The sequence below is a fragment of the Aestuariibaculum sp. M13 genome, from assembly GCF_024723255.1.
Taxonomy (GTDB): Bacteria; Bacteroidota; Bacteroidia; order Flavobacteriales; family Flavobacteriaceae; genus Aestuariibaculum; species Aestuariibaculum lutulentum.
Map to the genome: position 1 here is coordinate 1331913 of NZ_JANIAC010000001.1, position 21665 is coordinate 1353577.

Annotated in this window: 24 protein-coding genes; 3 read left to right on the top strand and 21 right to left on the bottom strand. The window is 35.1% G+C overall.

The window, feature by feature from the left end; translation table 11 throughout:
- The first annotated feature begins 42 nt into the window (after positions 1 to 42).
- Complete coding sequence (locus NO995_RS05695; RefSeq protein WP_258226643.1) at positions 43 to 978, top strand: SPOR domain-containing protein; 936 nt, start codon at positions 43 to 45, stop codon at positions 976 to 978.
- 74 nt (positions 979 to 1052) lie between these two features.
- Complete coding sequence (locus tag NO995_RS05700; RefSeq protein ID WP_240572389.1) at positions 1053 to 1568, top strand: acyl-CoA thioesterase; 516 nt, start codon at positions 1053 to 1055, stop codon at positions 1566 to 1568.
- 52 nt (positions 1569 to 1620) lie between these two features.
- Here NO995_RS05700 and NO995_RS05705 read toward each other — a convergent pair whose 3' ends face one another.
- The 20 genes from NO995_RS05705 to NO995_RS05800 all read right to left on the bottom strand — a co-directional run bounded on the left by NO995_RS05705 (position 1621) and on the right by NO995_RS05800 (position 19396).
- Complete coding sequence (locus NO995_RS05705) at positions 1621 to 2850, bottom strand: murein hydrolase activator EnvC (protein ID WP_258226644.1); 1230 nt, start codon at positions 2848 to 2850, stop codon at positions 1621 to 1623.
- Positions 2850 to 3617, bottom strand: coding sequence for a DUF4292 domain-containing protein (locus NO995_RS05710; protein WP_240572391.1), 768 nt, complete (start codon positions 3615 to 3617; stop codon positions 2850 to 2852). The genes NO995_RS05705 and NO995_RS05710 overlap by 1 nt, the downstream gene beginning before the upstream one ends.
- The gene (locus tag NO995_RS05715; RefSeq protein ID WP_258226645.1) at positions 3618 to 4988 is read right to left on the bottom strand and encodes a lipopolysaccharide assembly protein LapB; all 1371 of its coding nucleotides are present in this window, start codon (positions 4986 to 4988) and stop codon (positions 3618 to 3620) included.
- Positions 4981 to 5295: an antibiotic biosynthesis monooxygenase gene (locus tag NO995_RS05720; protein ID WP_258226646.1), complete on the bottom strand. Its 315-nt coding sequence runs from the start codon at positions 5293 to 5295 to the stop codon at positions 4981 to 4983. Before NO995_RS05720 ends, NO995_RS05715 begins: the two co-directional genes overlap by 8 nt.
- A 29-nt stretch (positions 5296 to 5324) precedes the next feature.
- Positions 5325 to 6344 carry a sugar phosphate nucleotidyltransferase gene (locus NO995_RS05725; protein ID WP_258226647.1) on the bottom strand — a complete coding sequence of 340 codons (1020 nt, stop codon included), beginning with the start codon at positions 6342 to 6344 and terminating at the stop codon, positions 5325 to 5327.
- A 42-nt stretch (positions 6345 to 6386) separates the two neighbouring features.
- Entirely contained in the window at positions 6387 to 6821 is a 435-nt protein-coding gene (dut, locus tag NO995_RS05730; protein WP_258226648.1) for a dUTP diphosphatase, read from the bottom strand.
- Between the two features lies 1 nt (position 6822).
- Entirely contained in the window at positions 6823 to 8283 is a 1461-nt protein-coding gene (locus NO995_RS05735) for a lipopolysaccharide biosynthesis protein (RefSeq protein WP_258226649.1), read from the bottom strand.
- 85 nt (positions 8284 to 8368) lie between these two features.
- On the bottom strand, positions 8369 to 8782 hold the full coding sequence (locus tag NO995_RS05740) for a hypothetical protein (RefSeq protein WP_258226650.1): 414 nt from the start codon (positions 8780 to 8782) through the stop codon (positions 8369 to 8371).
- 123 nt (positions 8783 to 8905) lie between these two features.
- Positions 8906 to 9994: a peptide-N-glycosidase F-related protein gene (locus tag NO995_RS05745; protein WP_258226651.1), complete on the bottom strand. Its 1089-nt coding sequence runs from the start codon at positions 9992 to 9994 to the stop codon at positions 8906 to 8908.
- Positions 9995 to 10148: 154 nt separating this feature from the next.
- The gene (atpG, locus tag NO995_RS05750) at positions 10149 to 11009 is read right to left on the bottom strand and encodes an ATP synthase F1 subunit gamma (RefSeq protein ID WP_258226652.1); all 861 of its coding nucleotides are present in this window, start codon (positions 11007 to 11009) and stop codon (positions 10149 to 10151) included.
- Between the two features lie 45 nt (positions 11010 to 11054).
- Positions 11055 to 12635, bottom strand: a complete 1581-nt coding sequence (gene atpA / locus NO995_RS05755; RefSeq protein ID WP_240572400.1) for a F0F1 ATP synthase subunit alpha — start codon at positions 12633 to 12635, stop codon at positions 11055 to 11057.
- Positions 12636 to 12664: 29 nt separating this feature from the next.
- A complete protein-coding gene (gene atpH, locus NO995_RS05760; RefSeq protein WP_240572401.1) occupies positions 12665 to 13201 on the bottom strand; it encodes an ATP synthase F1 subunit delta in 537 nt (178 codons plus the stop codon).
- Positions 13202 to 13208: 7 nt separating this feature from the next.
- Positions 13209 to 13709 carry a F0F1 ATP synthase subunit B gene (locus NO995_RS05765; protein WP_240572402.1) on the bottom strand — a complete coding sequence of 167 codons (501 nt, stop codon included), beginning with the start codon at positions 13707 to 13709 and terminating at the stop codon, positions 13209 to 13211.
- A 108-nt stretch (positions 13710 to 13817) separates the two neighbouring features.
- Positions 13818 to 14006 carry an ATP synthase F0 subunit C gene (gene atpE, locus NO995_RS05770; RefSeq protein WP_057782517.1) on the bottom strand — a complete coding sequence of 63 codons (189 nt, stop codon included), beginning with the start codon at positions 14004 to 14006 and terminating at the stop codon, positions 13818 to 13820.
- Positions 14007 to 14044: 38 nt separating this feature from the next.
- Complete coding sequence (atpB, locus tag NO995_RS05775) at positions 14045 to 15169, bottom strand: F0F1 ATP synthase subunit A (protein WP_258226653.1); 1125 nt, start codon at positions 15167 to 15169, stop codon at positions 14045 to 14047.
- A 136-nt stretch (positions 15170 to 15305) separates the two neighbouring features.
- A complete protein-coding gene (locus NO995_RS05780) occupies positions 15306 to 15677 on the bottom strand; it encodes a DUF6168 family protein (RefSeq protein WP_258226654.1) in 372 nt (123 codons plus the stop codon).
- Positions 15670 to 15900 (bottom strand): AtpZ/AtpI family protein, encoded by a 231-nt coding sequence (locus NO995_RS05785; protein ID WP_258226655.1) that lies wholly within the window; start codon positions 15898 to 15900, stop codon positions 15670 to 15672. Before NO995_RS05785 ends, NO995_RS05780 begins: the two co-directional genes overlap by 8 nt.
- Complete coding sequence (locus tag NO995_RS05790; protein ID WP_258226656.1) at positions 15875 to 16273, bottom strand: polymer-forming cytoskeletal protein; 399 nt, start codon at positions 16271 to 16273, stop codon at positions 15875 to 15877. The genes NO995_RS05785 and NO995_RS05790 overlap by 26 nt, the downstream gene beginning before the upstream one ends.
- A gap of 14 nt (positions 16274 to 16287) precedes the next feature.
- A complete protein-coding gene (locus NO995_RS05795; RefSeq protein WP_258226657.1) occupies positions 16288 to 18852 on the bottom strand; it encodes a hypothetical protein in 2565 nt (854 codons plus the stop codon).
- Between the two features lie 136 nt (positions 18853 to 18988).
- Positions 18989 to 19396: a DUF2059 domain-containing protein gene (locus tag NO995_RS05800; protein ID WP_258226658.1), complete on the bottom strand. Its 408-nt coding sequence runs from the start codon at positions 19394 to 19396 to the stop codon at positions 18989 to 18991.
- Between the two features lie 137 nt (positions 19397 to 19533).
- Here NO995_RS05800 and NO995_RS05805 point away from each other — a divergent pair, with 137 nt between their 5' ends.
- Positions 19534 to 20595, top strand: coding sequence for a ferredoxin--NADP reductase (locus NO995_RS05805; protein WP_258226659.1), 1062 nt, complete (start codon positions 19534 to 19536; stop codon positions 20593 to 20595).
- Between the two features lie 46 nt (positions 20596 to 20641).
- On the opposite strand, the gene NO995_RS05810 is transcribed toward NO995_RS05805, so the two are convergent.
- Positions 20642 to 21652 carry a glycosyltransferase family 9 protein gene (locus NO995_RS05810; protein ID WP_258226660.1) on the bottom strand — a complete coding sequence of 337 codons (1011 nt, stop codon included), beginning with the start codon at positions 21650 to 21652 and terminating at the stop codon, positions 20642 to 20644.
- Positions 21653 to 21665 lie beyond the last annotated feature (13 nt).

Below are 21665 nucleotides of genomic sequence, written 5' to 3' on the forward strand. Positions count from 1 at the left end.
AGTAAATTTTCATCGAAAGCATAATTTTTTAACTTTGTTAATATGCAATTAGAAACTTACATAAGCGATTTACTATATAGATATGAATGTGTTACCGTTCCTGAGTTTGGTTCGTTTTTAACACAACGCGTATCTGCAACGATAGATGAAACTTCGAATGCGTTTTTTCCGCCAAAGAAAATCTTATCGTTTAATGAGCAGATTCAGAAAAATGATGGCTTATTAGCGCATTACATTGCCGATGTAGAGCAGATTTCTTTCGAGGCTGCAAACAAGAAAATTGCGAAACGTGTAGACGTTTTAAAATCAAACTTAACACAAGGTGAAACGCTTAACTTTAAAAACATTGGAACACTTGTTTTTAATAGTGAAAGCAAAATGATGTTCGAACCATCGTATCAGGTTAACTACTTAACCGATGCTTTTGGTTTATCGCAATTTGTTTCACCATCTGTTACTCGTGAGGTTTATAACGAACAGATTGATGCCGTTGAAAAAGTTATTCCTTTAACCATTACTGCCGAAAAACGTAAGAACAGACCTTACTTTAAGTATGCTGCTATTGCTGTTATAGCCTTAACACTTGGTGGTTACGTAGCTTCAAACATGTATGTAAATAATATTGAGCAACACAATCAAATCGCTCAACAAGAAGCGGCTCAAAAATTAGATAACAAAATACAACAGGCAACTTTTAGTTTAAATCCGCTTCCGGCAGCTAACTTAAAAGTCACCAAGCAAACAGGTAAATACCATATTGTTGCGGGTGCTTTTAGAGTTGAAGAAAACTGCGATGCTAAAATTGCCGAATTAAAAGCTTTAGGGTTTAGCGCTAGAAAAATTGGTGTTAACCGTTTTGGTTTACACGAAGTGGTTTATGCCAGTTATGAAGACAGACTTGAAGCCTTAAAAGCTTTAAGAACTATTAAATCTGAGCATAATAAAGATGCCTGGTTAGATGTAAGAGTCTTAGATTAAGCATTCTTTAACTTTTTAATTCCTTCTGATTTCTAAAATCCTTTTACCTTTGCGGCAAAATTAAACTAAACGCAATGAAGGGAAAGACTCCTGAAGAATCGAAAACAATCATGACCGACCTGGTTTTACCCGGTGAAACCAACCCTTTAAACAATTTGTTTGGAGGTGAATTATTGGCGCGTATGGATCGTTGTGCGGCTATTGCTGCCAGACGCCATAGTGCTCGTTTTGTAGTAACAGCCTCGGTTAATCATGTGGCATTTAATAAAGCTGTTCCATTAGATAGTGTGGTTACTGTAGAAGCTAAAGTTTCTCGTGCTTTCACAACTTCTATGGAAGTATTTATCGATGCATGGATTGAAGATCGTCAGTCGGGAGATCGCACTAAAGCTAACGAAGGTATTTACACGTTTGTTGCTGTAGATGAAACCGGACGCCCAGTTAGAATTCCTGAATTATTACCAGAAACAGAATTAGAAAAAGCGCGTTACGATGCCGCTTTACGTCGTAAACAATTAAGCTTATTACTTTCAGGTAAAATGAAACCAAGTGAAGCTACTGAGTTAAAGGCCTTCTTTATGGAAGAATAATGCTTCGATGAAATAAAACATATATTATAAAATCCTGACTCCGGTCGGGATTTTACATTTTATAAATCCACGATGCCGGGTTTTCTTTTTGTAAGTCTTTATAAATAGCAAAATCTAAAATAGATTCCCCATTTTGGGGGTTAGTAAAAATTTCTCCTATAATCTGTTTTGTGCTTATAACATCTCCTTCCTTTACATAAACCTTAGACAAGTTTTTGTATAAAGTTGTATAGTTACCATGTTTAACCATAACCATTGGGTTCGAATTTTTTATAACTGCAATTCTGGTTACCACACCATTAAAAACAGCTCGCACCTTTGCGCCTTTTTCGGTTGCAATCTTAACGCCATTTCTATCAACAATTATTGACTTATCAATTGGAGATGGCTGCTTTCCAAATCGAACCGTTACATAGCCTTTTTCTACCGGCCACGGCAATTTCCCTCGATTAGACACAAAACTTGCTGCAAGCACCTTTTCTTCAGCTGTAAGCGCGAAACTGGATGATGTAGTAGGCTTACCTGCTTTTTTATTAGATTTTGCAATAGCTTCTCTAATAATGCGTTCTATTTCGGCATCAATTCTATCGGCTTCCTGTTGTTTCTTTTTTATTTGAGACGCATAAAGATTTAAATTGCTCTTTATGGTTTTCATGAGCTCGTGGTGCTGCTTTCTTTCAGCTTCAAGGGAACGCTGAACTTCCTTATTCTCGGCAATCAACTTTTTCTTTTCTTCCTGTTGCGTCAATAATTTGGTGTTTGTTTCCTGAAGTTCTGCCGTTTTTAACTTTATCGTTTCTCCCTGTTGCTTTTGATGATCGGCATACTGCTTCATATACTGCAAACGTTTATACGCCTGCTTAAAATTATTTGAAGACAGTAAAAACATGATGCGACTTTGCTGATTTTTACTTTTATAAGACTTAACTACCATGGCAGCATAATCTTCCTTTAACACCTTTAATTCATCTCGTAAATCAGTGATTTTTTTCTGATTTGTATTAATTTGACGTGTTAAATAATTCGCCTGCTGATTGGTTACCTTAATTAAATTGTCGAGCACATTAATTTTATAATTAAAGCCTTCAATTAACGATAACTCCGACTTTTCTTTAGACTTATTTTCAGCGCGAAGCTGATTAATTTTTTGAATTTCTCGACGTAACTCCTGTCTGCGCGTTTCCAGTTCTTTTTGTTTGTTGCTTTGCGCCCATACCAGCGTACTGCTTAAAGTTAAAGCAAGAATAAAAAACAGTTTATATGCAGACCTTTTGTAGCTCATTAAAGTTGAATTTCTTTAAAACCAGATGGTATTTTAAACGGAAATTTTAAATCTTCATTCAGGCTTACATTTCTAAATTCCAGATTAACAATTAACTCTTCATTAGCCTCAACAGCAATCACTTTTATGTTTTCCGGAAGTAATTGTTTACCTATATTCTGATAAGATAAATAATCTATTTGTAAGTGTCTGAATGCTTTTGGTTGCGATATTTGTTGCGATTGTACCTTGAATTTCACAGGATCTAACAAGAAGAAAATTTCGAAAAGTTCGCGCTGATTTTTTGGTTGAACCACATACATATTATCATCAACTTGCGAAGTATAGTCACTGTCAAACAGGTTATAAATAGTCTCACCGTAAAGTAAATTCTGAACTTTTTGGAAATCTAATTCGGTTCCTAATAAATTACTTAAATAGGTGAAATCGCCTTCAAAATAAGTGTTATCCAACTTATTATAGAAACTCACTTTTTCAGGAGTTATTAATACTTTAACCACAGAAAACGCTGCGCTCATCCAAATCGCCTTATCCTTTTCTGCTCGGAAACTCACCGAATACGTCTGCGACTTATCGCCTTCCTGATAATTGATTTTAAGCTTAGACTGAATGGTTTTAAAATTAGCAACCTGCTTGGCATTTTCTTTAATTAGCTGGCGCGTTGATAGCCTTAAATTGGCATCGTTACCAGTAACACGTTTTGAAGACTTACAATTAAACATCAAACCCAGGGCCAGGGCTAAGACGATGTATTTAAGTTTGTTCATTTAATTTGAGGTTTCTAATTGTTTTGCTTTATCACTAAACGTTTTTGCCTTAGCGGTATTGTTTAACAAGGTATAAGCTTTACTTAACTGATTATAAAAATCGTGTTCCATTTTAGAGTCATCAATAATATAATCTAATCCCATTTCTAAACTATTAACCGCCTTTTTAGGCTGGTTTAATTCATTTAATGCCACACCATTTACTAAATAAAACAAGGGCTGTGATGGATATTTTAAAAGTACCTCGCTACTTTTTTGTTCTGCCTTGGCATACTGTTGCAAATCTATATAAAGTAACAACGTATTACGAAGAACATTAAAGTTTTCTGAATTTATTTTTAAAGAGGCTTCAAAATATTCTAAAGCCTTAGCCTTATCATTTTTAGATAAATAATACTGCCCCAGTTCGGCAAGTGTTTTACTATTGTTGGTATCGCCTACCAATGCAGTCGCTTCAACCAAGTCGTCCTCATATTCGGGATGCTCACCTACAAACTGAACAAAATCGGTTAAAACTTTTAATTTGGCTTCCGGTTTTATCTCACTGCTTTTCACCACTATTTTCATCGATTCAATGGCCTTTTCAGCATTATTATCATCTAAATAAAACTTGTACAAAGCCAGATGTACCAATTGCGAATTCGGATTCACTTTAAGAAGTTCCTTTGCGGTTTCAAAAGCTTTTTCCTTTTCGTTGTTTTCGCTGTAGCGGAAGATTAACGCCAGATAATCTGCTTCGCGATCAGGGTTATTTTCAACACGAGCTTCTAAATTCTTTATCTGATCGTTCTTTTTCCCGGTCGCACTATAAATTTGATTACGCATCACATCACGACGTGCTGAAATACCTAATTCAGCATCCAGTTCATCAAGAATTTTAAGGGCTTCTTTATAGTCTTTATTTCTAACATACAACGAGGCTAAATCTTCTTTGTAATCGGTGTGAAATCTAACCAATTGCTTTACCGTCTTTATGGCTTTATCATAATCATTTTGAACTATATAATATCCATACAACTCATCTAAAAACCATTCGTTATCAGGTGCTTTACTTACCGCTTTTTTAAAAGCATCTTCGGCTGCTCCAAAATTCTTAAGCTGCATGTAATTCTTCCCTAATTCGAAATACAACACGGGCACTGAATTATCTAATTCAACACACTTCAATAAAGCCTCGACAGATCGATCGTAATTCTCAATGCTCTTTTGCTTTAAAGCTTCATAGAAGTTTTCCTGAAATTTATCTTCAACATTCCCCAAATCGTCATCGGGTCGTTTATTAAAATCGACCTGGGCGTAATGCACCTGCGGTAATATCGCTATTCCGAAGATACATATAACGAATCGTATGTTCTTTATGAATTTAGACATTTGGGGTTTGTTTTAATACATCTTTAACCACTTCCATTTTTTGCAACACCTCTATTTTTTCACAAGAGGCTCGCATGGTATCACGATACTTATTTGCTTCTTCAGGCAGATTATCTCCTGCTTGTTCAAATTTTTCCTGACTTGGCCATTGTGCATAAGCAATAAATGACTGCCCTTCACCTTTATGTAATTTTGAACCTAAACTACCTTCGTACTCGTAAATTAAATTGGTTAAGTTAGTCCAGGCTGTTATAAATTCAGCTTCCTGATCTTGCTTAACTTCAAACGAATACAACACAATATACATTTTTATCCGGCTACAATTATCTTTTAGTTCTATTCCAAAACGGCATAATCACCAATACTCACACTTGTAAAGTTACCATTATATTTTACATGGTTACCTATCATAGCTTCATCTAAATTAGCATTTTTTATGCTTGTATGGTTTTGTATTAAGCTATTTTTAATAATTGAATTATCTACAATACAATCGTTACCTATAGATACATTAGGGCCGATAATAGAATCTGTAATGACAACATTCTCACCAATAAAACACGGTTCTATAATTTCTGCATTTTCTAATTTTACTGATGATGCTACCATTTGCTCATCGCCATCGGCTTTTAAAAACTGAAGCATTTTACCATTGGTTTCGACGGTTATGGCTTTGTTTCCGCAGTCCATCCATTCATCAACCGTTCCTGTTTTAAATATTTTGCCCTCCGCCATCATGCGTTTTATACCATCGTTTATCTGGTACTCACCACCATTGGTTACATTTTCATCTAAAACTTCCTGTAGTTTATCTTTTAATACAGCTACATCTTTAAAGTAATAAATACCGATTACCGCCTGATTACTCACAAAAGTTTGTGGTTTTTCAACCAACTCAACAATCTCTTGGTTATCATTAAGTTTTACTACGCCGTAGGCCTCCGGATTTTCAACTTCTTTAGTCCAAATAACACTATCGGCAGTTGGGTCCAAATCAAATTCAGCACGAATTAACGTATCGGCATAGGCAATGACTGCCGGACCTGAAAGCGACTCCTTAGCACACATAATGGCGTGCCCCGTACCTAACGGTAAATCCTGACGATAAATAGATGCCTTAGCTCCTAAACTTTGGGCAAGTGCTTCTAAACTTTCTACAACGTCGTCACCAAACCAAGCCGGATCTCCTAAAACAAAAGCCACTTCTTCAATTGGTTGCTTTAACACCTTTGCGATGTCTTTTACCAATCGGTGTACAATAGGCTGACCAGCAACAGGAATTAACGGTTTAGGTACTGTTAAACTATGTGGACGCAGACGAGAACCTCGACCTGCCATGGGTACTATAATTTTCATATCACTGCCCGCGAAAACGGGTATCTTTTTTCATTATACTATTTATTTTACACCGGTGCTTCCAAAACCACCTTCTCCTCTAGCGGTTTCTGATAAAGCTTCAACTTCAACCCACTCTGCACGTTCGTGTTTAGCAATAACTAACTGAGCAATACGCTCGCCATTATTAATTACAAACTCCTCGTTAGACAGGTTAACTAAAATTACTCCCACTTCTCCTCTATAATCAGCATCTACAGTTCCCGGAGCATTTAAAACGGTGATACCTTTTTTAGCTGCGAGACCACTTCTTGGACGTACCTGAGCCTCATAACCAATTGGTAATTCAATGAATAACCCCGTACCAACAATACTACGTTCTAATGGTTTTAAAATTCGTGGTTCTGATAAATTAGCTCGTAAATCCATACCTGCCGAAGCAATCGTTTCGTAGTTAGGTAAGTCATGACTGGATTTATTGATGATTTTAATTTGCATATTATATTTTTAAAAGCTGTTTGATTTGTTTTTTTTCTGAAATATAAATGATGGTCAAAAATACAATTAACATTAGTATTCCAATACCATACATCCCTCTAAATTTATAAAATGACAGGATAGAAAACCCTGTAGACAACACTAAATACAATGCTATTTTTTTTAAATTGTACGGGATAGGGTAATATTTTCGTCCGAAACCATAAGACAAAATCATCATAACAAAATATGCAGCCAATGTTGCTATGGCTGAAGCCTTATAGCTAAATTCCTTGATAAATAAAATATTAATTACCAATGTTACTAAAGCTCCTCCTATCGAAATATACGCCCCGAATTTTGTTCTATCGGTAATTTTATACCACACCGAAAGATTATGATAAATTCCTAAAAAGAAATTAGCAAGCAGTATAATTGGAACAATCCACATAGCTTCCCAATAGTCTTCACTACGTACAATAATTACTTTTAAAATATCGGCAAACACCACAACTCCAAGCAAAATCACTGAACCGATTGCCACAAAAAACTCCAATATTTTTGCGTAGTTATCCTTTGCATTTTCGGCTTTAGCCTGACTGAAAAAGAAAGGTTCTATACCCAATCTGTAAGCTGTAGCAAACAACGTCATAAACAATGCCAACTTATAACAAGCCGAATACATACCAATTTGAGTATCGGCAATATTTTCGGGCAAGAGTTCTTTAAGAAGAATTCTATCGAAAGTTTCGTTAATGGAAAATGCGATACCAGCTACCAATACAGGAAGTCCGTATTGCATCATTTGTTTCCATAATTTACCATTAAATTTAAAACTTATTTTAGAGTAAAACGGCAACATAAATACCAAGGTTACTCCACTCGCTATTAAATTTGCCATGAATATATAACTGATTTCAAAGTTAGGTTTATAGATACTTTGAAAAACAGAAATATCTTCAGTCAAAGGCTTCAATGCTAAAAGAAAAAATAAATTCAGTCCTAGATTAATAGCAACATTCAAAATTTTAATTACCGCATAACGCATAGGTCTTTGTGTGGCTCTTAACCAAGCAAAAGGAATAATTACCAAGGCGTCTAAAAGTAAAATCCAAATAACCAGATTAATGTATTTTACATCAATATCGGTTAAAGTGGCAATATGATTTTGGAAAATTAAAGCTAAAATAAAAAACCCAAAAGACGATAACATTAGCGATATTACCGAGGTACCTATAACCTGCTCTTTGTCATCTTCCTTGTGAAAAAACCTAAAGAAAGCGGTTTCCATGCCATAGGCCAAAATCACATTAAAGATAACGAACCAGGAAAAGATAACATTAACTTCTCCATATTCAGCTACCGAAGACAGCACGCCATCCGTCGTATAAAGAGGTACTAATAAAAAGCTTAACATTCTTGGTAGCACGGTAGCTAATCCATAAATGAATGTTTGCTTGAATAATGTTTTAAGTCCGCCCAAACGCTAATTTATTTTATGGCTAAAAATACGCTTTTACCCAACGCAAACCAAAGAAACCTGCTTGAAGCTTAATTTGTTATAAATTCTATTTACGTATCACTTTCGAATACTTAAAATACTGGTACTCATCATCTAGTTTATAACCAATCATACATTCATTTTCTTTTAAAATGAAAGGTATTTTTTCTGTTAAACCAGGTAGCTTATTCCCATATTCAGCAAAAGGTTTATCACTCATAATAAAATCTTCTTTTACCAACTCTTTCTTTTGATAAACACCCGAATACAAAATATCATTTTGCTTACTTAAACTAATTTTTTTCCCATGAAAATACATATGGTCTAATGGAATAGAATTCAATTTAACAACAACATATATTTCCCTATTTATAGAATCTAATTCTTTATAATAAACGGCTTCAATATCTAAAGGTTTCATTAATTCAGATTGCTTAGTTCCTGCACATTGATATAAACTTAAAGCTAATAGCATCGACATAATAGGGTATATTATATATTTTAAAGCATTCATTTGATTTCAATTTTACTGTTTTTTAAATAAGTTTTTTCAAAATTGATGCCATAAACAAGCCTAATAACAATATGAGGCTTTTGAAATTTACTATTCTTCCCCTTGAATATACGCCGTTAAAGGAATATATCCCTTTTGATCTTTAAATTCGGCCTCTGGTACGTCCATTTTAAACTGATGTTTTCCTGTTTTCAAATCACCTAAATCATAAATTCTAATGGGAATTTTATTCCCTGGGCACCAATTGTTCCAACGTGCCCAGTCTTCTGGTTTCTTAGTTTTTTTACCATATATACCGTTACTCTGTGTATTTAGAACACGATACTCTTCGCAGCTTTCACCACCCGGTGTATATTTAGCTATCTCTTCTCCGTCAAAATACACCACATGCTCACGACGAATGTATTCTTCACCTCCTTTATTAGCACCATGATTTGAGGTTATAACATACAATCTAGCATTTTTTAATGGCCTGTCTAAAACAAACTCATTAAACTTAATCGTTTCCCCTTCAACATCGGTATGTTTATAATTATCAAGCTTATCACGAGAATATAAGTGTACTAATTTTTCAACTTTGTTCGAATATGGCTTAGATGAAGAAATAAGCTTCATACTTCCTCCATAAATATCACTGCGACCTTCGCAACCTTCAACCTGTTTTTGTGCAGCATCCGGCGTTCCAAACAAATCAAACTGTATCCAGAAATCGTATGTTTTTCGAAGTTCCTTATTGTTTAACAAGCGTCCTATGTTGTTTATTTCATACAAATAATCGACACTATTAGGCATCTTGTTTTTATTCATAAACGGACTAACAAATCGTGCTATTTCCTGAGTAATAACAACATTTTCTTTTGAATATGGCTTACCCTTTTTTACAAAATTAAGTCCTACGTGTCCTAAACGATCGTAATTATCACATCTGGCATGAAGCGTAACTTGAAGATTCAACCTGTCGCTAACGGCATTTAAATCGTCTTCAGTAAGTTGTTTTACATAGCTAGAATTCTTTAACCTGATAACATGTTCAGCAACTGGTTCATCAACCGTTTTTCCATAGCCATTATAGAAAATAATTTGGTCGAAAATTTGCCGCTCTGTAGACTGACTTTCCTGATTTGAAGTTTTACATCCGAATGCTTGCAGGCATAACAGGATGATTAATAGTTTTTTCATTGATTGAGTTTTAATATTCCCGAAAATTATGAAAACCTTAAGCCTTCCTAAAGCTTTTAATATAGTTTTAGCACTTTAGTTTAGTGCATAAAAAAACCTCTCATTGAAATGAGAGGTTTTAAATATTATGATTTTAAGAAATCTAAATCGAAACTTAGCTATTTAAAGCCTCGGCTCCACCAACAATCTCAAGGATTTCATTGGTAATAGCAGCCTGACGTGCTTTGTTGTAAGTTAATTTAAGCTGATCTCTTAATTCTTTAGCATTATCTGTTGCTTTGTGCATAGCCGTCATACGGGCACCATGCTCAGAAGCATAAGAATCTCTAATACCTTTATAAAGTTGCGTTTTTAATGACTTTGGAATTAAGGCTTCAACGATTTCAATTTTCGAAGGTTCGAAAATATAATCTAAGTTTACATTCGCTTCAGTTGAAACTGGAACGATTGGTAAAAACTGCTCAGTCATTACTTCCTGAGTCGCAGCATTTTTAAATTTGTTGTATACGATTTCAATTTTATCGAACTCCCCGGCAACAAACTTATCCATTAACATTTGGGCTACTTCAGCAACATTATCAAAAGTTAAGTCATCAAAGATTGCACTCTTATTAGCAATAATTTTATTGGTCTTCTTAAAAGCGTCATTTGCTTTTTTACCAATAACTAAATAAGATACTTCCTGATTAGCATACGTCTCAGTAGTTAATCTATTTACAGCCTTAATGATGTTAGAATTAAATGCCCCACATAAACCTCTGTTTGAAGTAATAGCTACAATAAGTACTTTGTTTACCTCACGTTGTGTAGAGTATTTGCTTCCTGTATTTTCGTCTAAAGTTGCACTTAAGCTTTGTAGAAGCTCAGTTAACTTATCTGCATAAGGACGCATTGCTGTAATAGCATCTTGTGCCTTCTTTAACTTTGCAGCAGATACCATTTTCATGGCACTGGTAATCTGCATCGTTGAAGATACCGATGTTATTCTGTTACGTATTTCTTTTAAATTTGCCATATTTTAAAATATGAAATAAGACTCCTGCCGAAGCAGGAATATTAATTATGCTCTATATTTTCCTGATAATTCTTTTGCTACAGTAGCTAATGTATCTGTAACTTCATCAGTTAATTTACCTGCTTTTAAAGTCGCTAATACATCGCTGTGTTTTGCTCTTAAGAACTCTAAGTAATCTCTTTCGAATTCTTTTACTTTTTCTACAGGAACGTCTTTTAATAAGTTTTTAGAACCAGCGTAGATAATTGCAACCTGATCTTCAACAGTAAATGGATCGTTCTGAGCTTGCTTTAAGATCTCAACGTTACGCTTACCTTTCTCGATTACGTTTAAAGTAACAGCATCTAAATCTGAACCGAATTTCGCGAATGCTTCTAACTCACGGAATTGAGCTTGGTCTAATTTTAAAGTACCAGATACTTTTTTCATTGATTTAATTTGTGCGTTACCACCAACACGAGATACAGAGATACCTACGTTAATTGCAGGACGTACACCAGAGTTAAATAAATCACCATCTAAGAAAATCTGTCCGTCTGTAATAGAAATTACGTTTGTTGGAATATAAGCCGATACGTCACCTGCTTGAGTTTCAATGATAGGTAAAGCTGTTAACGAACCACCACCTTTTACAACAGATTTTAATGAATCTGGTAAGTCGTTCATTCCTTTTGCGATCTCATCATCATTGATGATTTTTGCAGAACGCTCTAATAAACGAGAGTGTAAGTAGAAAACGTCTCCAGGGTACGCCTCACGTCCTGGTGGACGACGTAATAATAAAGATACCTCACGGTAAGCAACTGCTTGTTTCGATAAATCATCGAATACGATTAAAGCAGGACGACCAGTATCTCTAAAGTACTCACCAATTGCAGCACCCGCCATAGGAGCGTAAACCTGCATTGGAGCTGGATCTGAAGCGTTAGCAGCTACGATAGTTGTATAAGCTAAAGCACCTTTTTCTTCTAATGTTTTAGCAATGTTTGCTACAGTTGACGCTTTTTGTCCAACAGCAACATATATACAGTATACTGGGTTCCCAGCATCGTAAAATTCTTTTTGATTTAAGATAGCATCGATACAAACGGTAGTTTTACCAGTTTGACGGTCTCCAATTACCAACTCACGTTGTCCTCTACCAACAGGGATCATCGCGTCGATAGACTTGATACCAGTTTGTAATGGCTCAGTTACAGGCTCACGGAAAACAACACCTGGAGCTTTACGCTCTAAAGGCATTTGGTAAGTTTGTCCTGCAATAGCACCTTTACCATCGATAGGGTTACCTAAAGTATCAACAACACGACCAACAATACCTTCTCCTACGTTAATAGAAGCAATACGTCCCGTACGTTTTACTGTAGAACCTTCTTTTACTTCTTTAGAAGGACCTAATAATACCACACCTACGTTATCTTCCTCAAGGTTCAATACGATACCTTCTAATCCTCCTTCAAACTCTACTAACTCACCGTATTGTGCATTAGAAAGTCCGTAAGCACGTGCAATACCATCACCTACAGTTAATACTGTTCCTACTTCGTCTAATGAAGCTCCTGCTTCAAAACCTGAAAGTTGTTGTTTTAAGATTGCTGATATCTCAGCTGGTTTAACTTCTGCCATCTTATTGTTTATTTAAGATAAAACTATCTTTAGTTTAATGTAAATTCTCTTTTTAACTTGTTTAATTTGTTAGCGATACTTGCATCATACTGCACATCGCCAACACGTAAAACGAAACCTCCTAAGATGTTTTCGTCTACAATATTTTGAACTTCTACTTCCTTTCCTGTAAGTTCTTTAACTTTAGCTAATACCTTCGCATTTAATTCTGCTGTTAATGGCACTGCGGTAGTTACTTTAGCTATTTGAGTTCCTTTTAACTGGTCGAATAACACACTGTATTGTTTTGCTACTTCGCCAATTAAAGCAATTCTTTTGTTGCTAATTAAAGTGTCTACTAAATTTCCAGTTAATTCGTTAGTGTTTTTAAACACTTCTTCGATTACTGATTTTTTAATAGATGATCTTACGATAGGATTTTGAAGCACACCGTTTAATTCTTTGCTTTCTGCAATGGTGTTAGCAATTAAAGTCATATCAGCATTAACAGCCTCGGCTGCATTTTTATCTGATGCTAAACTTAAAACCGCTTTTGCGTAACGTATTGCTGCTCTTTCTCCTGCCATAGTAATATTAACTTAATGTAGCTTCTCCAATTAAAGAATCTACTAATTTTTGTTGTTTACTATTATCTGAAAGTTCGTCGCGTAATACTTTCTCAGCGATTTCGATAGATAAACCAGCAACGTGACTTTTCAATTCTGCAATAGCAGCTTTCTTTTCGCTTTCAATAGCAGCGTGCGCTTGCTCGATAATTGTGTTTGCTTGTGTCTCAGCTTCAGTTTTTGCAGCTTCAATCATTTTATCCTTCATCTCACGTGCTTCTTTAAGCATCGCTTCTCTTTCTGCTCTAGCCTCATTTAATAATTTCTTATTATCTGCTTGAAGATTTTGCATTTCTAATCTTGCTTTTTCAGCTGAATCTAATGCATCTTTAATCCCGTCTTCACGAGTTTGTAACGACTCTAAAATAGGTTTCCAAGCAAATTTTCTCATTAATACAATTAAGATTAATAAGATGATGGCTTGCATAAAAAACAATCCTGGTGAAAAATCATTTAATAACTGATCCATATGTAACTATATAATAAGTTTTACTTCTGTGTTTTGTTTAATTTTTTAAAAACAGCTTCTGCAACCAACCGTTGCAGAATGCTATTTCTATTTTGTTTCTTTTAGGAATTATTTTCCTAAGATTAATGCACCGAATGCTAAACCTTCTAATAAAGCTCCGATGATAATCATTGCTGTTTGGATTTTTCCAGCAGCTTCTGGTTGACGAGCGATAGCTTCCATAGCGCTACCACCAATTTTACCTAAACCTAATCCAGCTCCGATTACGATTAATCCTGCTCCAATTAAATTGTACATACTAATTGATTTTAAATATTAATTAAACAAATTCTTAATTAGTGATGGTCGTGTTCTTCAACAGCCATTCCTATAAATAACGATGATAACATCGTGAAAATAAACGCTTGTAAAAAGGCTACCAGTATTTCGATAACCGAGATAAATAATGCTAGTGCTAATGAAACACCTGTTGATGCTACCGGACCAAAGGCTTCTTTCATTGTAATAACTAATGCTATTAAGCTCATAACCACAAAGTGTCCTGCAGTCATGTTAGCAAATAAACGCACTAACAGAGAGAATGGCTTAATTAATACGAAACCAATTAATTCTATTACTGCTAAGATAGGTCTTAAGATGTAAGGCACTCCTGGCATCCATAAGGTGTGTCCCCAGAAATCTTTACTCCCGCTAAATAAATAGATAACAACAGTAAAAATTGCTAAACAGAACGTTACTGCAATCTGACCTGTTACGTTAAATCCAAGTGGCGTTAAACCTAATAAGTTTAAGATCCAGATAAAGAAGAATACAGTTAATAAGAACGACATGAACTTTCTGTATTTTTTCTCACCAATATTCGGACGTGCAATTTCGTCACGCACATAAATTACTAAAGGCTCTAAAGCACGACCAAAACCAGTTGGAATAGCTCCTTTTTTGTATCCTTTAGCTAGAGCTCCAAATCCTAAAATCATTAAAAGCCCTGCTAATAACATACCGAATACACTTTTAGTAATAGAGAAGTCTAATACTTTGTGTGCGTTTTCAGCGTGGTGGTGATCGTCAAAAATAACTTCATCTGCACCAGCTTCTAATTCGTATATTTTACTGTGAATCTTTGTTAACTTAACACCACCCTTTTCTACAACAACGTGACCGTTATCGTCGTGGTGAAATTCTGAAGACATAAATGTTCTTAAACCTTCACTAGTCCATACAATAACAGGTAACGGGAAACTTACGTGAGTTCCTGTTTCGTTATTAGTATATAAATGAAAATCGTGAGAATCTTTTAAGTGATGTGCAATGTATTCTTTAATCTCTTCTGGAGTATCAATTTTATTTCCTCCTTCATGATGCTGATTATCATGCTCTGCTTCGTTTGCAAAGGCAAAAACCGAAGTCATCATTAAAACTAAAATTGCAATAAATTTGATAGATTTTTTTGCTACCATCATATTTTCTAAACTAATGAAATTACGCTCTCTAAAATTTTGTGCAAATGTACACAATAATTTAAAAACCCAAACCCTTTTTTTAGTTAGTTTTTTTCAGGATGCTGAATTATCAAATTTTAGCTAAATTTTTCTTTAACTATTTGCTGTTTAGCAACTTTCCTACGGCAATAGCTTCGGTGGTTAAAAACAAGAATAATGGCAGCACTAAAGCGTAGCGTTCTGCCTGAGTTAAACTGTCATTTTCGAACACGGCATTTTTAAAAATCAACAAGAACAACCCTAGTTTTAAAAACATAAATGCCAGATAAGCATAACCCGCATTATTAGGCATAATACTACAAATACCCTCAATACTCGCATACACTATTAAAGATGCAATAGCGTGAAATAAATACACCTGCCATAATGGAAATGATAGCGGCTGAGAAATAAATTGCTGATGTACGGTTAAAGCAATTGCAAAAAGTAAAACTACAACTAGTGTGAAAACCAGTATTCTTTTAATCATTTTTATCGTTATTGGTAATATTAAGTACTTGCCTAATAACAGAAAACATTGCCAGGAAAACCGCTAGCAATGTTACTATTTTATAATATAACTGATTGGCGTTGCCAAATTTATGGTCCAGCCACTCGCCTAATTTACTCCCCAAATATATGGTTAACCCCATTTGAAGCGCAATAGATGTAAACCTTACATACTTATTAAGCTGTCTTTGATTTTTGTCCACTGTTAATTTCTTTTACAGCACCTTTCATTAAACAGGTTACGTTGAATGCTGCCCCTGGCTCTACAGCTAGCTTAGCTACAGAAACCTCGCCTTCTATAACTGCAGAATCTTTTAAAGTTAAGGTTCCTGATAAGGTTAACTTACCTGAAAACTTACCTTCAAAATAAGCATCGGTTCCTTGTAATGTTCCTTTTATAAAACCGGTTTTTCCAACCACAACTTTACCTTTGGTAACTACATTACCTTCTACGGTTCCTTCAATTCTAAAATCGCCTTCACTACTCAGGTCGCCAATTAATGTGGTGCCTTGAGAAATATTCTGACTGGTAGGTCCTTCTGTCATCTTTTTTTCTTTTTTGTTTTCGGAAAACATAATTGCTATTAATTTTAATTAGTATCTACGTTTAAAAAATCGTTTAGGTTCTTGTGAATCTGAATAATTTGATAATTCGCAGACGATATTTCGAAATGGGGTTCTTTAATTTTCTTTTTATCTTCTTTAGCAAACAACTGTTCAAAAGTATGAGCCACCTGCTTATTGGTTAAACCATGAACAACTACAAAATTAGTATTTGTGTCGTAAACATCAACTGAAGATTGAAGTTTGTAATATTTAATATGACTTAAAACGGTATCTAATTCGGTTTTAAATCCTTCTAATTGCTCTCTTTTTGCATCTTTAAAAGCATAGACAACTTTATATTGCTGTCTGATACTATCGTTGTCCTTAATAAAATCTTTATTTGCCAAAACAGGCAATACGTTCGTTTCAATATGCTGGGCCTCCTTCCCTTCTGGTTTATTCGCATAAGTAACGCTAATAAAATTGATGGCCTTGCTGTAAGCATCGAAACCATATAATCGTCCAGTCGCTGTTGCTTTTAATAATTCGAACTTCGGCACAATGGCATCTCCTTCAAATCGATTAATATAATCTTCACTTTTAGCAATAACCTCTGCATACTCTTGGTTTTCATATTTCGCATACAGCGCCTGATATAAATTTTCAGGACTGTTTTCATCTTCCTCAGAAACCATATCCGGATTACTCAAAATTGTTGCGTAACGTGTATCTGGATAATTAGTAATAATATCGTTTTTAGCAATAGATGCTTCATCAGTTTCACCTAAAAGCTCGTAAATTTTGTAAAGATTGTATTTAGAAGGTAATATTAAACGTTCTTCAGGATTGCTCTCTAACAAATCCTGAAATTTATCTTTTGCCAGCTCATATTCCTTAAACTTCTCTTTATAGATTAATCCTAACTGATAATAAGCGTAATTTCTGTCTTTAGAAATACTATCAATAGCTTTCTGTTCGGTTGGAATTTTAGAGATGTAGTATTGCGGATCGTATAATTCTTCTTCGGTTGCAGCTGCTACAATATCTGTTCCTGCCGCACCACCAACATTACCTACAATACCTTTGCTAGACCAACGCCAGTTATCTTCCAAAGCTCTGTTACCCCATTTTTTTATGAATTCATTTTTACCATATGCCACAGTTGTTGGGTTGTAAAAATAGAATGTCGCCTGCGCCGGTGCACCTACTCCTTGAAATGGTGCCGCTTGTCTACTTCCCGCATTAACCGTAGTAGCTATACCTTTATTTCGTTCTATAGCCTCAGCTTTTTCCCTTTCTTCTTCAGCTTTAACCTTTAAAGCGTCTATAAATTCCTGAAAATAAGCTACGCGCTCTGCTTCCGGTAAACGTACCAGTCGCAAAATACTATCGTTAGTTTTTGCTATGCCCTCGTAATAAATAACATCTTCTAAATTATCGCGCTTACGTTTTATTAAACGGTAAGGTTTCGAATTTTCTTCAAGATTGGTTAAGGTACTATCATAATAATTTCCCGCTTCTTTATACACCGAATTATCGAAATCGATATCTCCTAAAATCTCGTAATTTTTAGCCTTTAATAAACGATCTCTGGAATTGGTGCGCAGCGATTTATTGTAATATTGAATAGCTAAAGCTTCATCGTTTGTATTTTGATAATATTGTCCTTTCTGAAAATAAATTTTATCGAGATACGGACGATTTTCACGATTCTCTTCTAACTCTGTTAACAATTCCAATTGCGCCATTTTATCACCATGCTCGTAATCGAAATTTTTCATCTTTTCGAGATAAGCACTAATCATATAGATTCTTGGCGTCTTTCTATTCAGCTCAATCACCTTATCGAAAGCGATGTTCGCACTGTCCTTATAGCCTAATTCATTATATAACTGTCCCTGGATATAACGATACCTGCCACGCTCATCGTTACTCTTTGTAGCGTTCGAAGCAACTTCAAGTTGTGTTATGGCACTATCAATGGATTTCGTATTTAAATATGCCTGGGCCAACATAGATGTCGCATCAGCTAAATCCTGATCTTCCAATTCTTCCTGCTCCAGTAAACGTTTTAGATTTTTAATGGCAAGCTCATTATTCTCTAAACGAATATTGGTTTTCTCTCGCCAAATTCTTGCCTGATTTATTTTATCGCTGGCTGCGTATTTATAAAGAATATAATTAAAAGCCTCTAAAGCCGGCACAAAACGCTGATCGAAGTAACGCGCTTTCCCTAACAATAAGTAAGCCTCATCCATTTGTGGATTTTTCTCCTTTCCGCCAATGTTCATGCTGTGCTTTTGAATAGCCTTTACAGCTTTTTCTTCAGCCGTTCCGAAACTTTCATTTTTAGATTGCCCAGGCAAGGTGACATCTTCAAATACTTCTAAACGTTCGATTGGCAGGATATCCCAGTAATTATCAGTATAACTTTCATTAAGACTTGCTCGACCCTGCTCTAAAGCATTGTAACCATTGTAAAGCGTATTGAATTCTGCCGTAACAGCATGAAAATTTCGGCTGATAAACTTGTCCTTTTTTCTGGAACAACCTACAACCAAAAGAATGGAACATGCAATGACAGATGGAACCTTAAATGATGCTTTCAATGTTGGTATTTTTAGTCTAATTAAATAACTATAAACTCTTACTTATATTATGTAAGCAGGTAAAAATAAACATCTTTTTTGATTATGCGATGAAATGCCTTGTAAAACTCGTTTTAAGAAAGCCAATAGATGTATTTTACATATATTTTTGAGCGATAGCCTGCACTTCCATACCCCAGCTCTGACCAAACATCATCGCTTTTTGAGCTAAACCATATTGTTTATTAGCAAGCTTTTTACCCAAATCGGTTTTATAAAATTCGGTTAACTCCTGAATTTCCTCACGTGTAAATTCAGCCATATACAACCCGGCCATTTTCTCGTACAAACCATCTAAAGTCCCTTTAGCTTCTTCCATATAAACCTCCTTTTTATCTTCAGAAACCATACTTCCTATTTGAGAAATAGCCGTTTCGAATGCCGTTGTAGATCCTGTAAGTTTAATAAAATTGATGGTTTCATTTTTAAATTCGGAATTGTCTTGAGCAAAAACCTGCCCCACGGTTCCCACAACAAATAAGCAAGCAAATAAAAGGTTTTTCATTTTTACTGAATTTTAGATAATTAATTTCAGGGTTATTCTTACACAATTCTACGAATTAATATTTTTTTTAGCCCAATTGTTTCTAACAAATTTAATTTTTCCACGTCAAGTTCACTATTTTTGTCAAAAATTTACACATGTCATCATTTCACAATCTTACCATTAAAAATATAGAGCGAGAGACATCTAAAGCCATTAGTATAACTTTCGATGTTCCTGAAGCTTTAACCGATACATTTTCATTTAAAGCCGGGCAATACATTACGTTAAGAGCAACCGTTAACGGAAATGAAGTTCGTCGTGATTACTCCCTTTGTTCATCACCAAAAAGTGGTGAATTAAAAGTGGCTATTAAGGAAGTTAAAGACGGAACGTTTTCGGCATATGCGAATGCAGAATTAAGAGCAGGTGATGTTTTAGAAGTTGCACCTCCAAAAGGACGTTTTACATTTGAACCAAACGATTCTATCACTAAAAACATAGCACTTTTTGCAGCAGGTAGTGGTATCACGCCAGTTTTAAGTATTATTAAATGTGCATTGGAAGAAGAAGTACACAGCCATGTGATTTTAGTATACGGAAACAAAACCACTAAAGACACCATCTTCTTAAATGAACTTTTAGAACTTCAGCATGAATATAAAGACCGTTTCTCTATTCAGTTTGTATTTAGCCAGTCCGACGAAGACAACGCTATTTTTGGTCGTATCGAGAAAAGCACGGTAAACTACGTGATGAAAAACAAGCACAAGCATATTGATGTTGATGCGTACTACTTATGTGGACCTGAAGCTATGATTCACACGGTTAAAGATGTTTTAACGGCTAATGGTGCTGATGCAGACCGTATTCATTACGAACTATTTAAAGCTGCAAAAACTGAGGATATTGTAACTCCCGCTGCGTCTACTGCCAACGGAATAACCAAGGCTACAATTATTGTTGACGATGAAGAAACCGTTATTGAAATGTCTCAAAAACAAACCATTCTTGAAGCGGCTATCGATGAAGATTTAGATGCGCCATATTCTTGTCAGGGTGGTATTTGTAGTAGTTGTTTGGCACGCGTAAAAGAAGGGTCTGCCACCATGCGTCAAAACAGCATTCTAACCGAGCAGGAAGTTGCTGAAGGTTTAATTTTAACTTGTCAGGCACATCCAACTACCGCAACCATTACTGTAGATTACGATGATGTTTAAAAGAAACAAATTGTAAAGTTTGAATATAAAAAAGGCTGTTATCTGATTAGATAATAGCCTTTATTTTTTCTATAATTCTTTGAGGTGAAATACTCGCTGAAGCCTTCTCATAACCTTCTGGATATTTATTTCCGTAAATAGAAGTTGGCACTAAAGGAAATTGATTTCCATCGGCCACCAAAGCGTAATCTTCAGGTTGATTAAACGGTGCAAAACCAGCATAAGGATGCGTTACTCCCCAAATGGTAATCACTTTTACACCTTGCATAGCAGCCATGTGTGCATTACCAGAATCCATAGCCAACATGACATCTAAATTAGAAATTACAGCTAATTCTTCGTCAAATTTTAACTGTCCTGCTGTATTAATTACATTATCAAAACTTTGAGCGATACCATCAAGAATTTGTGCTTCTTCCGTTCCTCCACCAAATAAAATAATGCGATAATCATTTGATAATTCAGCAATAACTTCCTTCATCAGCACTAAAGGATACATCTTTCCTTCATGCGCCGCAAAAGGTGCTATGCCAATCCATGTTTCAGATTTATTTTCAAAGCCATTTATAGTTAACTCACTTGGTTTTGGAAATATTGGATTACTTAAATCTACCGGATAACCTAAAGCATTAAACACGTCGGCATAACGCTGATGCGTGGTTTTTAGTTGCTGAAAAATGTCTCCCGAAACCAATTCTTTTTTCTCTGCTCGACCTTTATCAATCTGAACAACTTTGGTTCCTAAAAAGAAGATTTTTAGAATATTTGTTCGAAGCACATTGTGTAAATCGGCAACCTGAGTAACACCTAAAGCTTTTAATTCCTTAGATAATTTATGCAAGCCTAAAACACCTTTATGTTTTCCTTTTAAATCGGCAGGAAACACATTAACATTAGGAATTCCTTTAAAAAAAGGCATAAAAAAACATCTGGTTAAAACCGTGACTTTAACCAGAGGATATTGTTTTGTAAATGCCCGAAGCACAGGCACCGTCATAGCCACATCACCCATTGCCGAAAGGCGAATAACAAGAATATGTTCAGGTGATTTTGGCATGTAATTTATTTAA

Bases quoted from the DNA above. Each gene is read 5' to 3' on its own strand.
- NO995_RS05695 (WP_258226643.1), top strand. From the start codon at position 43: ATGCAATTAGAAACTTACATAAGCGATTTACTATATAGATATGAATGT.
- NO995_RS05700 (WP_240572389.1), top strand. From the start codon at position 1,053: ATGAAGGGAAAGACTCCTGAAGAATCGAAAACAATCATGACCGACCTG.
- NO995_RS05705 (WP_258226644.1), bottom strand. From the start codon at position 2,850: ATGAGCTACAAAAGGTCTGCATATAAACTGTTTTTTATTCTTGCTTTA.
- NO995_RS05710 (WP_240572391.1), bottom strand. From the start codon at position 3,617: ATGAACAAACTTAAATACATCGTCTTAGCCCTGGCCCTGGGTTTGATG.
- NO995_RS05715 (WP_258226645.1), bottom strand. From the start codon at position 4,988: ATGTCTAAATTCATAAAGAACATACGATTCGTTATATGTATCTTCGGA.
- NO995_RS05720 (WP_258226646.1), bottom strand. From the start codon at position 5,295: ATGTATATTGTGTTGTATTCGTTTGAAGTTAAGCAAGATCAGGAAGCT.
- NO995_RS05725 (WP_258226647.1), bottom strand. From the start codon at position 6,344: ATGAAAATTATAGTACCCATGGCAGGTCGAGGTTCTCGTCTGCGTCCA.
- dut (WP_258226648.1), bottom strand. From the start codon at position 6,821: ATGCAAATTAAAATCATCAATAAATCCAGTCATGACTTACCTAACTAC.
- NO995_RS05740 (WP_258226650.1), bottom strand. From the start codon at position 8,782: ATGTCGATGCTATTAGCTTTAAGTTTATATCAATGTGCAGGAACTAAG.
- NO995_RS05745 (WP_258226651.1), bottom strand. From the start codon at position 9,994: ATGAAAAAACTATTAATCATCCTGTTATGCCTGCAAGCATTCGGATGT.
- atpG (WP_258226652.1), bottom strand. From the start codon at position 11,009: ATGGCAAATTTAAAAGAAATACGTAACAGAATAACATCGGTATCTTCA.
- atpA (WP_240572400.1), bottom strand. From the start codon at position 12,635: ATGGCAGAAGTTAAACCAGCTGAGATATCAGCAATCTTAAAACAACAA.
- atpH (WP_240572401.1), bottom strand. From the start codon at position 13,201: ATGGCAGGAGAAAGAGCAGCAATACGTTACGCAAAAGCGGTTTTAAGT.
- NO995_RS05765 (WP_240572402.1), bottom strand. From the start codon at position 13,709: ATGGATCAGTTATTAAATGATTTTTCACCAGGATTGTTTTTTATGCAA.
- atpE (WP_057782517.1), bottom strand. From the start codon at position 14,006: ATGTACAATTTAATTGGAGCAGGATTAATCGTAATCGGAGCTGGATTA.
- atpB (WP_258226653.1), bottom strand. From the start codon at position 15,169: ATGATGGTAGCAAAAAAATCTATCAAATTTATTGCAATTTTAGTTTTA.
- NO995_RS05780 (WP_258226654.1), bottom strand. From the start codon at position 15,677: ATGATTAAAAGAATACTGGTTTTCACACTAGTTGTAGTTTTACTTTTT.
- NO995_RS05790 (WP_258226656.1), bottom strand. From the start codon at position 16,273: ATGTTTTCCGAAAACAAAAAAGAAAAAAAGATGACAGAAGGACCTACC.
- NO995_RS05800 (WP_258226658.1), bottom strand. From the start codon at position 19,396: ATGAAAAACCTTTTATTTGCTTGCTTATTTGTTGTGGGAACCGTGGGG.
- NO995_RS05805 (WP_258226659.1), top strand. From the start codon at position 19,534: ATGTCATCATTTCACAATCTTACCATTAAAAATATAGAGCGAGAGACA.
- NO995_RS05810 (WP_258226660.1), bottom strand. From the start codon at position 21,652: ATGCCAAAATCACCTGAACATATTCTTGTTATTCGCCTTTCGGCAATG.